Origin of the sequence: Pseudolysinimonas kribbensis (assembly GCF_030161895.1) — a bacterium.
GTDB classification, from domain to species: Bacteria; Actinomycetota; Actinomycetes; order Actinomycetales; family Microbacteriaceae; genus Pseudolysinimonas; species Pseudolysinimonas kribbensis.
Genome location: NZ_BSVB01000001.1, coordinates 835,044 through 847,463 on the forward strand (window position 1 = coordinate 835,044; position 12,420 = coordinate 847,463).

The 12,420-nt window shown below is 74.2% G+C and carries 7 protein-coding genes and 5 pseudogenes; 4 read left to right on the forward strand and 8 right to left on the reverse strand.

Going from position 1 to position 12,420, the window contains the following annotated elements; translation table 11 throughout:
• Nucleotides 1-8: 8 nt before the first annotated feature.
• On the reverse strand, nt 9-722 hold the full coding sequence (gene deoD / locus QQK35_RS04630; RefSeq protein ID WP_284253148.1) for a purine-nucleoside phosphorylase: 714 nt from the start codon (nt 720-722) through the stop codon (nt 9-11).
• Between deoD and QQK35_RS04635 the strand changes: the two genes are divergently transcribed.
• On the forward strand, nt 721-1,635 hold the full coding sequence (locus tag QQK35_RS04635; protein WP_284253149.1) for a rhodanese-like domain-containing protein: 915 nt from the start codon (nt 721-723) through the stop codon (nt 1,633-1,635). The two genes, deoD and QQK35_RS04635, sit on opposite strands and share 2 nt — an antisense overlap.
• Here the strand turns inward: QQK35_RS04635 and QQK35_RS04640 are convergent.
• The gene (locus tag QQK35_RS04640; protein WP_284253150.1) at nt 1,577-2,350 is read right to left on the reverse strand and encodes a sirohydrochlorin chelatase; all 774 of its coding nucleotides are present in this window, start codon (nt 2,348-2,350) and stop codon (nt 1,577-1,579) included. The two genes, QQK35_RS04635 and QQK35_RS04640, sit on opposite strands and share 59 nt — an antisense overlap.
• A complete protein-coding gene (nirD, locus tag QQK35_RS04645; RefSeq protein ID WP_284253151.1) occupies nt 2,347-2,667 on the reverse strand; it encodes a nitrite reductase small subunit NirD in 321 nt (106 codons plus the stop codon). The genes QQK35_RS04640 and nirD overlap by 4 nt, the downstream gene beginning before the upstream one ends.
• Before the next feature lie 181 nt (nt 2,668-2,848).
• Between nirD and nirB the strand changes: the two are divergent.
• The 3 genes and pseudogenes from nirB (at nt 2,849) to QQK35_RS04660 (ending at nt 7,323) form a co-directional block, all read left to right on the forward strand.
• Nucleotides 2,849-5,414: pseudogene (nirB, locus tag QQK35_RS04650) on the forward strand (nitrite reductase large subunit NirB).
• On the forward strand, nt 5,414-6,196 hold the full coding sequence (gene cobA, locus QQK35_RS04655) for a uroporphyrinogen-III C-methyltransferase (RefSeq protein ID WP_284253152.1): 783 nt from the start codon (nt 5,414-5,416) through the stop codon (nt 6,194-6,196). Before nirB ends, cobA begins: the two are co-directional and overlap by 1 nt.
• Nucleotides 6,193-7,323, forward strand: a complete 1,131-nt coding sequence (locus tag QQK35_RS04660; RefSeq protein ID WP_284253153.1) for a uroporphyrinogen-III synthase — start codon at nt 6,193-6,195, stop codon at nt 7,321-7,323. The genes cobA and QQK35_RS04660 overlap by 4 nt, the downstream gene beginning before the upstream one ends.
• Nucleotides 7,324-7,419: 96 nt before the next feature.
• On the opposite strand, the pseudogene QQK35_RS04665 reads toward QQK35_RS04660, so the two are convergent.
• The 5 genes and pseudogenes from QQK35_RS04665 to QQK35_RS04685 all read right to left on the reverse strand — a co-directional run.
• Nucleotides 7,420-7,533 (reverse strand): annotated as a pseudogene (locus QQK35_RS04665) ((2Fe-2S)-binding protein); the annotation flags it as partial.
• On the reverse strand, nt 7,482-8,462 hold the full coding sequence (locus tag QQK35_RS04670) for an FAD-dependent oxidoreductase (RefSeq protein ID WP_284253154.1): 981 nt from the start codon (nt 8,460-8,462) through the stop codon (nt 7,482-7,484). The pseudogene QQK35_RS04665 and the gene QQK35_RS04670, both read right to left, overlap by 52 nt.
• 70 nt (nt 8,463-8,532) lie before the next feature.
• Nucleotides 8,533-8,898: pseudogene (locus QQK35_RS04675) on the reverse strand (FAD-dependent oxidoreductase); the annotation flags it as partial.
• Nucleotides 8,895-10,969 (reverse strand): annotated as a pseudogene (locus QQK35_RS04680) (molybdopterin oxidoreductase family protein). The pseudogenes QQK35_RS04675 and QQK35_RS04680, both read right to left, overlap by 4 nt.
• A 38-nt stretch (nt 10,970-11,007) precedes the next feature.
• A pseudogene (locus QQK35_RS04685) lies at nt 11,008-12,413 on the reverse strand (MFS transporter).
• Nucleotides 12,414-12,420 lie beyond the last annotated feature (7 nt).

The window sequence follows — 12,420 nt, forward strand, 5'->3', positions numbered from 1 at the left end:
CGACCGGCTCACGCCCGCACGGCCGCCAGCGCCAGCTCGACCGATGCGTCGAAGGTCGACTCCCGCTGATCGGAGGTCATGCTCTCCTCCGGACCGATCACGTAATCGCTGACGGTGCAGATGGCGAGCGCCTCGACGCCCTCCGCAGCCGCGACGTCGTAGAGTCCCGCGGCCTCCATCTCGATCCCGAGCGTGCCGATCGCGGCGAGCGCCTGCCCGAGCTCCGGGCGCGGATGGTAGAAGGCGTCGGAGCTGAAGACCGGCCCGACGTGCACCCGCGCCCCCGACACGGCCGCGGCGTCGGCGGCGGCCCGCAGCAACGGGTACGCCGGCGCGTGGCTCAGCCCGACGCCGGGCACACGGAAACCGCTCATCGCGCTGTCGGTGTGCGCACTCGAGGCGATCACGACATCCCCGAGCCGCGCGGTCTCCGGCTGCAGCGAGCCCATCGTGCCCACTCGCACGATGCGCCGCACCCCGTAGAACCGGGCGAGCTCGGTCGCATAGATCGCGAGCGACGGCATGCCCATGCCCGAGGCGAGCACCGAGACCGGCTCGCCGCGGTAGCCGCCGGTGAACCCCAGGATGCCGCGCACCTCGGTCACGAGCCGCGGCTCGTCGAAGAAGCGCTCCGCGATGCGGCGGGCGCGGCGCGGGTCGCCGGGCATGAGCACGTGGGGGGCGATGTCGCCCGGTTCGGCGGCGATGTGCGGGGTGGCCATGGGGTCACGCTACTTCGGTGCGAGAGGATCGAGCCATGGCGGTCGTCGTGCTGGTGGGCGAGGGGATGCCGCCCGCGCGGCGCGCACCGCCCTCGACCGGGAGCCCGGCTTCGAGGTGATCGCCGCCTCGCCCGCGCCCCGCGACTCCGGCACCGCGGCGTTCGTCGAGGGACGCACCTTCGACCTGCTGCTGGAGGCCGACCTCGTGCTCGACGCGAGCGGGGATGCCGCCACCCGCTACCTGGCCAACGACGCGGCGGCCGTGCGCGGCATCCCGCTCGTCTGGGTCGACACCGCGGCCGGCGAGGTCGGCGCCGCCTTCGACGAGCGCGGCGTCGACTACCGCGATCTGCACGCGCCCGACGCGCCGGTCGCCCCCACCGACGCACCGGCCGACGTTCTCGGCGGGTCGGCGGCCGAACTCGCGGCGGCCGTGCTGGCCGATCCCGGGATGGCGGGCACGGTTCGCGCCTGGGACGGCGCGACGCTGCAGCAGCGGCGCTACGCCCGCGACAGCGCCGTCGCGCGACCCGGGTCGCTCGAGGAGCGCACGACGATCCCCGAGCCGGACGACGCGAGCTCGATCTCCGCACCCGCGCTCGCCAAGCTGCTGGCCGGCGCGACGACGCTCGGCATCCACGAGCCGGTCCCGACCCTGCTCGACGTGCGCGAGGCGCCCGAGGTGTCGTTCGTCTCGCTGCCGGGCGCGGTGCACATCCCGATGGGCGAGCTGCCGGCGCGCATCGGCGAGCTCGACCCGACCGCGCCGCTCGTCGTGTTCTGCCACCACGGCGTCCGCTCGTCGCGCGCGCTCGGCCTGCTGCAGAGGGCCGGCTTCACCCGCGCGCGGCACCTCACCGGCGGGATCGACGCGTGGGCGGTGCAGGTCGACCCGTCCCTGCCGCGCTATTGAACAAGCCGCCCGGGGCGACCTCGTCGTACCGGTCCCAGACCAGGTCGACGAGGACATCCGGCGGCTCCTCGTCGGCCGCGAGCAGCGGCGCGGTCACGAGGTCCGCGGCGCCGCTCCGGGCGAGCTCGGCGAAGTACCCCGGGGCGAGCAGATAGCTCGCGACGAGCACCCGGCCGCCATCGGCGCGCGCCGCCGCCGCGGCATCCGAGACCGCCTGAGCGAGCGCGGGCGAGGCCGCCGAGATGAACCCCGGCCGCACGGCGACCCCGAGCCGGCGGTCCAGCGAGGCGGCGACCGCACGACAGTCCTCGACCGCGCGCCGGTCGCTGGAGCCGGCGCAGGCGAGCACGACGCGATCGCCCGATGCGAGACCCGCGGCGATCAGCCGGGATGCCAGGAGCCGCACGAGGCGATCGTCCGGCCCTAGGGCGCGAGCCACCCGCACCGGCCGATCCGCGCCGCGGGCGCTCCGGGCGAGATCCACGTGCACGTGGTACCCGGCGGAGAGCAGCAGCGGCACGACGACCGCGGGGCGGTCCCGCTGCAGGGCGGCGAGGACGTCATCGACATCGGGGCGCTGCACGTCGACGAATCCGCCGAGGACGGTGACGTCCGGGCGACGGCGCGCCAGGGCCGCGACGAACGTCGCCACCGCCCGCTGCCCCGACGGCGACGACGTGCCGTGCGAGATCGCCAGCAGGGCGGGGGCGCTCACATGCTCACCTCGACCCACCCGTCGGCGATGCGCACGGGATAGGTCGGCAGCCGCGGGGCGTCCGTGCTCAGACACTCACCGGTACGGAGGTCGTAGATCTCCTTGTGCAGCGGGGAGGCGAGCGTCGGGCGATCGCCGCGCGACCCGACGATGCCGCGCGCCATGACCGGCGCGCCCGACGTCGGATCGCGATGCCCGACCGCGTAGACGACACCGTCGGTGAGCACGAGGGCGATCGGCTCCCCGTCGAGCAGGACCGCCTCCCCGTAGTCGGGCTCCAGCTCGTCGGCCCTGCAGGCCCGCATCCAGTCCGTCATGACCCGAGGGTAGAGACGCCGGGTTTCGTCCGCTGTGCACGCGTGTTTCGGGGTCGTGACGTGATCCTCACGACCGGAGGCCGCGCCGGTGCGGGCCGGTTGATCTGGCGGTTACATCGCGGCAACTGCCGCGAAACGGCCGCTCCCTATCGTCGCCGTGAGACCGGGGAGGAATCGCCATATGGATCGATCCGGCGGACGACGCATCGTGATCGTCGGCGCGGGGCCCGCGGGCCACCGGCTGGCCGATGCGCTCGCGGCGCGAGCGGGAGAGGAGGCGCGCATCCTGCTGATCGGCGAGGAGGAGCATCCGCCCTACGACCGGGTCGCGCTCAGCCGCCGGCTGAGCGGTCCGGTCGACCTGGCGCTCCGGCCCGCCGCCGCCTGGGATCACCGGCTCACCGTGCTGCGCGGGCGCCGAGTCGTCGCCGTCGACGCGGAGTCGCGCACCGTCCGGCTCGACGACGCGGCGGAGGAGAGCTACGACGAGCTCGTGCTGGCGACCGGCTCGCGGGCGACGATCCCCGACATCCCGGGCGCGGAGCAGGCCCGGGTGTACCGCACCATCGACGACGTGGACCACCTCCGCGAGGAGATCGGCCGGCTGAGAGCCGCGCTCGGGCGACCGCCGCGGGTCGTGGTCGCCGGCGGCGGCCTGCTCGGACTGGAGGCCGCGGGCGGGGCGGCCATGCTCGGCGCGGATGCGACCATCGTCCACTCCGGCCGGTGGCTGATGTCGTCGCAGCTCGACGAGGGCGGCGGTCAGGCACTCGGTCGGCTGATCGCCTCGCGCGGGATCGCGCTGCGGCTCGGCGTCCGCCCGGTCGCGATCCACGAGGCCGCCGCCGCCCGCCGCGTACTGCTGACCGACGGCTCCGAGCTCGAGGCCGAGCTCGTCGTCTTCGCGATCGGGATCACGCCCCGGGACGAGCTGGCGCGGGCCATCGGCGCCGCACCCGGCCCCCGGGGCGGCGTCGCGATCGGCGACGACTGCCGCACCAGCGTCGAGCACATCTGGGCGATCGGCGAGGTCGCCAGTCATCGGGATCGCAGCTACGGCCTGGTCGCCCCCGCGAACGCGATGGCCGAGGTCGTCGCGGACCGACTGCTCGGCGGCACCGCCGAGCTCGGCGAGATCGACGAGGCGACCCGGCTCAAGCTGGCCGGCATCGAGGTCGCGAGCTTCGGCGATGCGACCGCGCGCACGTCCGGCGCCCTCGAGGTGGTCTTCGCCGACCCGGCCCGCGGGCTCTATCAGAAGGTCGTCACGACCGGCGACGCGCGCACGCTGCTCGGGGGATCTTCATCGGCGATGCGGCGCCCTACGCGGCGCTGCGACCCTCCTCGGGCGCGAACTCGACCACGAGCCGAGCGCCTACCTCTCGGCGGCGGGAGCCCCCGCGGTCGATACCCGGCTGCCGGATGACGCCCTGCTGTGCTCCTGCAACAACGTCACGGTGGGCACCGTCCGCGACGCGATCGGCGGCGGGGACGGCGCCGACCCGTGCCACGAACTCGGGCCCCTCAAGACCTGCACGCGAGCCGGCACCCAGTGCGGCTCCTGCGTGCCGCTGCTGTCCAAGCTGCTGGGTCAGGAGCTCGCGGCCGCCGGCCTGGAGGTCTCGCGGGCCATCTGCGAGCACATCCCGCTGTCCCGGCGCGAGCTGTTCGAATCGGTCAGGGTGCTCGGCCTGCGCTCGTTCGACGAGATCATCGGGCGGCTCGGGTCCGGGACGGGATGCGACCTCTGCAAGCCCGCCGTCGCCTCGGTGCTCGCGAGCCAGCACCAGGAGTACATCCTGGACGGCGGTCGCGCCGCCCTGCAGGACACCAACGACCGGGCCCTGGCCAACATGCAGCGCGACGGCAGCTACTCGGTGGTGCCGCGCATCCCCGGCGGCGAGGTCACCCCGCAGAAGCTCGCCGTCATCGCCGAGGTCGCCGCCGACTTCGGGCTGTACACGAAGATCACCGGCGCCCAGCGCATCGACCTATTCGGCGCGAGCCTCGACCAGCTGCCCGACATCTGGCGCCGGCTCGTCGAGGCGGGCTTCGAGTCGGGTCACGCCTACGGAAAGGCGCTGCGCAACGTGAAGAGCTGCGTCGGGTCGACCTGGTGCCGCTTCGGGGTGCAGGACTCCGTCGCGATGGCGATCCGGATCGAGCTGCGCTACCGCGGGCTGCGTTCCCCGCACAAGCTGAAGATCGGCGTCTCGGGGTGCGCGCGCGAGTGCGCGGAGGCGCGCGGCAAGGACGTCGGCGTGATCGCCACCGAGTCGGGCTGGAACATGTACGTCGGCGGCAACGGCGGCTTCCAGCCGGCGCATGCGCAGCTGCTGGCGAGCGATCTCGACGACGAGACGCTCCTGCGCTACATCGACCGCTACCTCATGTACTACATCCGCACAGCCGATCGGCTCCAGCGTACGGCGCGCTGGATGGAGGATCTGCCCGGCGGCGTCGATCACGTGCGCGAGGTGGTGGTCGACGACAGTCTCGGCCTGGCCGAGGAACTCGAGGCCGGCATGGCCCGCCATGTCGGCACCTACGAGGACGAGTGGGCCGCGACCCTGGCCGACCCCGAGCGCCTCCGGCGCTTCCGGAGCTTCATCAACGACCCCGATGCACCCGACGTGGGCCTGCCACGCGTCGAGGAGCGCGAACAGCACCGGCCGGCGCGCGAGGACGAGCTCTCCGACGGCCGGGTCCTGCTCGGCAGCCGGATCGCCGTGCGAGAGGGCGCCTGATGGATCCGGCGGCGGGGCGGGTCTGGATCGTCGGCGGCGGCCCCGGCTCGAGCGATCTGCTGACCGTCGCCGCGGCCCGCGCACTGCGGGAGGCCGACGTCGTGCTCTATGACCGGCTCGGACCGGTGGATGAACTGCCGTCACTCGCCCCCGGGGCCCGCCTCATCGACGTCGGCAAGCGGCCCGGTCATCATCCGATCCCGCAGGAACGGATCGAGGCACTCCTTGTGGAGCACGCCCGCGCCGGCCGCCGGGTCGTGCGGCTCAAGGGCGGCGACCCATACGTGCTGGGCCGCGGCGCCGAGGAGGTGCTCGCCTGCCGGGCCGCCGGGGTCGAGGTCGAGGTCGTCCCGGGCGTCAGCAGCGCGTTCGCCGTGCCCGCCGAGGCCGGCATCCCGCTCACGCATCGCGAGGTCAGCCGGATGTTCACCGTCGTCTCCGGGCACGAGCCGCTCTCCGACGACGACCTGGCCCGGCTGGCCGGTCTCTCGGGCACGATCGTGGTGCTCATGGGCGTGGCGACCCTGCCGTCCACGGTGTACGGCCTGCTACGCCAGGGCGCCCCTCCCGCGCTGCCGATCGCGATCCTGGAGCGCGGCTACCGGCCGGACCGCCGCGTCACGGCGGGCACGCTCGCGACGATCGTGGTGACCGCGGCCGTCGCCGGCGTCCGCTCACCGGCCGTGATCGTCATCGGCGAGGTCGTGCGGCTCATGCACGTCGCACCCGACGCGCACGACGAGCACCTCGACCTGATCCGCGCCATGGCGGCGTCGGGATGACGGATCCCGTCGAGGGCCCCGTAACCGCCTTCCGCGCCGACCAGCTGGTCGGGTTCCGGATCGGCGTGACCTCCGACCGGCGCTCACACGACCTCATCGACGCCTTCGAGCGGCGGGGCGCGATCGTCCAGCACGCGCCGACCCTGCGCATCGCCAATGCGGAGGAGGACGGTCCGATCATCGACGACACCCGGGCGATCATCGAGGCGGAGCCCGAGCTGCTGCTGGCCAGCACGGGCTACGGCGTCCGGCGCTGGTTCGAGGTCGCGGACGCCGCCGGGCTCGGCGACGCCCTCGTCGGTGCGCTTGCCGATGCGGCGGTGCTCGTGCGCGGCCCGAAGGCGCGCGGCGGCATCCGGGCGGCCGGGCTCGACGACAGCGGGATGAGCGAGATCGAGACGACCGAGTCGCTGGTCGACAAGGCGCTCGCCGAGCATCCGGCCGGCCTCACGGTGGCGTACCAGGTGCACGGCTACACCGATGAGGCGCAGCTCGACCGACTGCGCAAGCGATTCCGGCTGCTGACGGTCGCGCCGTACCGCTGGGCGACGATCGGGAGGTCGGACGAGCGCGTGCAGCGCATCGTCGAGGCGGTCGCGACCCGGCAGCTGGACGCGATCACGTTCACGAGCGCTCCCGCCGTCGACGGCTTCCTGTCTGCGGCGGAGGGTCTCGGCGCGCTGGATCCCGTGCTCGCCGCCCTGCGCGGCGACGTTCTCGCCGCCGCTGTGGGACCGGTGACCGCCGCACCGCTCCTCGCGGCAGGGATCCGGCCGCTCCAGCCCGAACGGTTCCGGATGGGGGCCCTCATCCGGCAGGTCTGCGAGCACCTCGAAACGGCGCGGATCGTGCGCGTCAGCACCGGGGCGGGCGAGCTGGAGCTGCGCGGACAGGCGGTGACGCTCGCCGGTCGCACCCATCGGCTAGCGCCCACGCTGCTCGCCCTGCTGCGAGAGCTCGTGCGGGCGCCCGGCGCGGTGGTCACTCGCACGCAGCTGGCGGCGGCGCTGCCGGGCGATCCGGACGACCATGCCGTCGAGGTGGCGCTGAGCCGGCTGCGGGCGACCCTCGGGGCTCCGGAGCTCGTGGCCACCGTGGTCAAGCGCGGGTATCGCCTCGCCGTCTGACGTCGCCGGGATCCTCTCGAGGTCATCCCCCGCCGCATCGAGCAGCGACTGGATCCGGTCGTGGCAGGTGCCGCATCCCGTGCCGGCCCGCGTCCGGGCACCGACGGCCTGGATCGTGTCCGCTCCGTCGGCCGCCGCGTCGAGGATCGCGCCGCCGGTCACGCCGTTGCAGGTGCAGACCCGCTCGTCGGCCGACGGCGCCGTCGACACGGTCGGTGCCCCCTGCGCCTCGAGCGCGAGGAGGCTGAGGGGGTGGCGGCGAGCGCCCCGCCGCGCTCGAACAGCAGCGACAGTTCCGCGCCGAGCCGCGGCAGGCCGGCGCACACGAACCCGGTCAGCACGTCGCCGCGGATCACGAGCTTCGCGTAGGCGCGACGGGCCGGGTCCGACCACGTCGCGACGTCGACGTCGTCGTGCTCCCACGCCTCCGGGCCCACCTCGCCGGCTCCGCTCACGTTCACGCCCTCGGCCTTGAGCATCACGACGGCGCGGGATTCGCGGGGCAGGAGCCCGGCGCGAGGAGCTCCGGTCGCCTCCGCCGCGAGTGTCGCGGCGAGCCAGTCGGCCTGCCGCCATCCGGGCCCGATGAGGCCGGACGGCGCACCGGGCACGGTCCGATCCGTGGCATCGGCCGGGCGGGACGCGAGCTGCGCGCAGTCGCCGATCGCGTGGATGTCGGGGTCGGCCCAGCTGCGCAGTTCCTCGTCGACGAGGATGCCGCCCGAGACCGGCAGCCCGGCCGCGATTGCGAGCTCCGAGCGCGCCGTCACGCCGCAGGAGAGCACCAGGAGATCGCCGTCCAGCTGCGACCCGTCGGCGCAGACCAGCGCCTCGAAGCGCCGCTCGTCGTCCGAGGAGAGCAGCAGGGACTCGGCGCGGCGGTGCGCGTGCATGTGGACGCCCGCGGTGCGAGCGGCCGCGGCGAGCACCCGCCCGGCCCCGGCATCGAGGTTGCGCTCCATGGGCACGGCCGCGTGATAGACGACGTCGACCGACGCGCCCTCCTCCCGCGCGGCGAGGGCGAACTCCATGCCGAGCACCCCCGCGCCGAGCACCACGATGCGACGCCCGGCCTCCACCGCGTCGCGCACGAGCTCCGCGTCGCGCAGGTCGCGCAGCACCGCGACGCCGGGCGGCATCGCCCTCCGCGCGGTCCAGCTCGGCGGCGCGCGCGACCGCGGCGCCGCGGGGCCGGCGTGCCCGCTCCAGGCCGGCGAGCGTGGGCACGTTCGCCCTCGCTCCGGTGGCGAGCACCAGCCGGTCGTAGCCGACCTCGGCGCCGCCCTCCAGCAGCACGATCTGCCGGCGGCGGTCGACGGCGACCGCCGCCGCCCCCAGCCGGACGTCGGCCCCGTGCTCCCGGGCCGAGGCGGCATCCGGCAGGTCGAGGCGCTCGCGCTCGGTGCGTCCGACGGCGTACTCGGCGACGAGCACCCGGTTGTAGGCGGCGTGCGGCTCGGCGCCCACGAGGGTCAGCACCACCCGGCCGGCACCGACCGCCGGGAGCATGCCCTCGGCGAAGCGCGCCCCGACCGGGCCCGCACCGACGACCACCACCCGCATCGCCCCGCTCATGAAACGCTCACCGGTTCCACCCGCACGGTGGTGCGCTTGAGCTCCGGCATGCCGGAGAGCGGGTCGGTCGCGGCGACCGTCACGAGGTTCGCGCTCTCGTCGTGCGGGAAGTGGAAGGGCAGGAACACGGTGTCGAGCCGGATGTCGGCGGTCACGTTCACGCGGCAGACCACCGCCGCCAGAGCGCCGCGCACGGATGCCAGGCCGCCGTCGACGAGCCCGAGCCGGGCGGCGGTGGCGGGATGCACCTCGAGCCGCGCCCCGGGCGCCGCCGCCCGCAGCTCCGGTACCCGCCGCGACTGCGTGCCCGACTGGTAGTGCTCGAGTAGTCGACCGGTGACGAGGGCGATCGTGCCGTCGGCGACCGGCTCGGCAGCGCGCGGCCGCACGACGACCAGGCGAGCCCGTCCGTCGGAGTGGGCGAACCGGTCCAGGAACATCCGCGGTGTGCCCGCCGAGCCGACCGGGAAGGGCCAGTAGGCGGCCACCTCCGTGTCGAGGAGCTCGTGGCTGAGACCGGAGTAGTCGGCCGGCCCTCCCCGGGAGGCGCGGGCCAGCTCGTCGAACACCACGGCCGGGTCGACGGGGAACTCCGACGGCGAGCCCAGGCGCCGGGCCAGCTCGGCCAGGATCCAGAGTTCACTGCGCACGAGCGGGGGCGGGGCGAGCGCCGCTCGGCGCCGGATGACACGGCCCTCGAGCGAGGTCATGGTGCCCTCCTCCTCGGCCCATTGCGGCACGGGCAGCACGACATCGGCGAGCTCGGCCGTCTCGGAGAGGAAGAAGTCGCACACCACCAGCAGCTCGAGGCGCTCGAGGGCGGCGCGGACGCGCCCGGCATCCGGGGCCGAGACCACGACGTTCGAGCCGTGCACGAGCAGGCAGCGCACCCGGCCGGGCCGCCCGATCTCGTCGAGCAGCTGCACCGCGGGCACGCCGGGGCCCGGGATGGACCCGGGGTCCACCCCCACACCTCGGCGACCATCGCTCGCGCGACCGGATCGGAGATGGAGCGGTAGCCGGGCAGCTGATCGGCCTTCTGGCCGTGCTCCCGGCCGCCCTGCCCGTTGCCCTGCCCGGTCAGCGTCCCGTAGCCGCTCGCCGGCGACCCGACCAGCCCGAGAGCGAGCGCCAGGTTGATCGCGGCGGTCGCCGTGTCGGTGCCGTCGACGTGCTGCTCGACACCGCGGCCCGTGAGGATGTAGGTGCGTCCGCCCGCGAGCCGCCGGGCGACTCGGCGGATATCGTCAGCCGGAACGCCGGTGCGGGCCTGCACGGCCTCCGGCCACCACGCGTTCACGCTGCGCCGGACCTCCTCGAAGCCGGTCGTGCGGTCGCGCAGATAACCCTCGTCGGCCAAGCCCTCCTGGATCACGACGTGCAGCAGCCCGAGCAGCAGGACGAGGTCGGTGCCCGGCACAGGCTGCAGGTGGATGCCGCACCCGTCGGCCGTGAGCCGGGCGGTCGCCGAACGCCGCGGATCGACCACGACGAGTCCCCCGGCCGCGCGGGTGTGCGCGAGGTGCGCGACGAAGGGCGGCATGGTCTCGGCCACGTTGCTGCCGAGCAGGAGGATCGTCTCCGCGTCGTCGAGATCCGTCACCGGGAACGGCAGCCCGCGGTCGACGCCGAAGGCGCGATTGCCGGCCGCCGCGGCGGACGACATGCAGAACCTGCCGTTGTAGTCGATGCGGCTGGTGCCGAGGGCGAGCCGGGCGAACTTACCGAGCAGGTACGCCTTCTCGTTGGTCAGGCCTCCCCCGCCGAAGACCGCGACCGAGTCGGCCCCGTGCTCACGCCGCGACGCCGCCAGGCATCCGGCGATCCGGTCGAGGGCGGTGTCCCAGTCGGTCGGAACCAGACGCCCGCTCTCGTCGCGCATGAGGGGCTCGACGACGCGGTCGCGCGCGACGAGGAGCTCGGCGGAGGTCCAGCCCTTCTTGCACAGCCCTCCGCGATTGGTGGGGAAGTCGCGCCCGACGACCACGGGCGCCGCCGGCGCGGCCCGGGGCTCGAGCGACATGGCGCACTGGAACGCGCAGTAGGGGCAGTGCGTCGCGGCTGCCGGCATCGCACCTCCCGGGACGTCGCCGGCCGGAACCGGGGCTCTCATGCCCGCCCGCTGCGCAGGTACAACGCGGCCGTGGCGATCATGAGCACCAGGTAGGCGATGCCGATGCCGGCGATCGCGGTCGCATATCCCCCGGTGGCGGTCGTGGACAGGCCGAGCAGCTGCGGGATGACGAAGCCGCCGTAGGCACCGACCGCGGAGATGATCCCGAGCGCCGCCGCGGTCCGGCGCTGGGTGCCGACATCGCCGGATCGGTGACTCGCGTCCTCCACGCCGGCCCGCGCCGCGAACACGGTCGGGATCATCCGGTACACGGAGCCGTTGCCGATCCCGGTCGCGACGAACAGCAGCAGGAAGCAGCCGAGGAACTCCCCGAAGGTCCCGCGGCCGAGCACGAGGATGAGGCCGCCGGCGCCGAGTGCCATGATCGCGAACGCGATCACCGTGATGAGCGCGCCCCCGAACCGGTCCGCGAGGCGGCCCCGAACGGCCGCGCGACCGAGCCGACCAGCGCGCCGAGGAAGGCGAGTGAGATCGCCGTGCTGCCGACCTCGATGCTCGAGAACCGCGGGAACTGGTCGACGATGAGTTTCGGGAAGACGCCGGCGAACCCGATGAAGGAGCCGAACGTGCCGATGTAGAGCAGTGCCAGCACCCAGAGGTGCGGCTCGCGCACGGCGCGCAACGAGGCCGCGAGGTCCGCTCTGGTGTGCGAGAGATTGTCCATGAAGCGCCAGGCGCCGACCACGGCGACGACGATCAGCGGCACCCAGATCCATCCGGCGAGCGGCAGATTCACAGCGGTGCCGGCGCCGATCGTGACGGCCACGGGCACCACGAACTGCGCCGCCGACGCCCCCACGTTGCCGCCCGCGGCGTTGAGGCCGAGCGCGAAGCCCTTCTCCTTCTGCGGGAAGAAGAAGGTGATGTTGGCCATCGAGCTGGCGAAGTTGCCGCCGCCGAAGCCGGAGAGCGCTGCGACGAACAGCATGACGCCGAACGGCGTCGCCGGACTCGAGACGCACACCGCCAGCGCGACCGTCGGGATCAGCAGGAGCGCCGCCGAGATCATCGTCCAGTTGCGGCCGCCGATCCGGGGCACCAGGAACGTGTACGGCAGCCGCAGCGTCGCCCCGACGAGGCTCGGCATCGAGATCAGCCAGAAGACCTGACCGGCGTCGAACGCGAAGCCCGCCGCCGGCAGCTGCACCACGACGATGCTCCACAGCTGCCAGACGATGAAGCCGAGGAACTCGGCGAAGATCGACCACGCGAGGTTGCGACGGGCGATCGTACGGCCCCCGGCAGCCCACTGCGCGGGGTCCTCGGCGCGCCAACCGTCGATCCACCGCCCCGGCCGATGCACGAGCCCCGCGGCGTCGGCGTCCCGGGGTGGAATCCTCTCGGCCGGGGGCGGTGCCGGCGTGGCTTCCGTCGTCGTCATCCCGAGG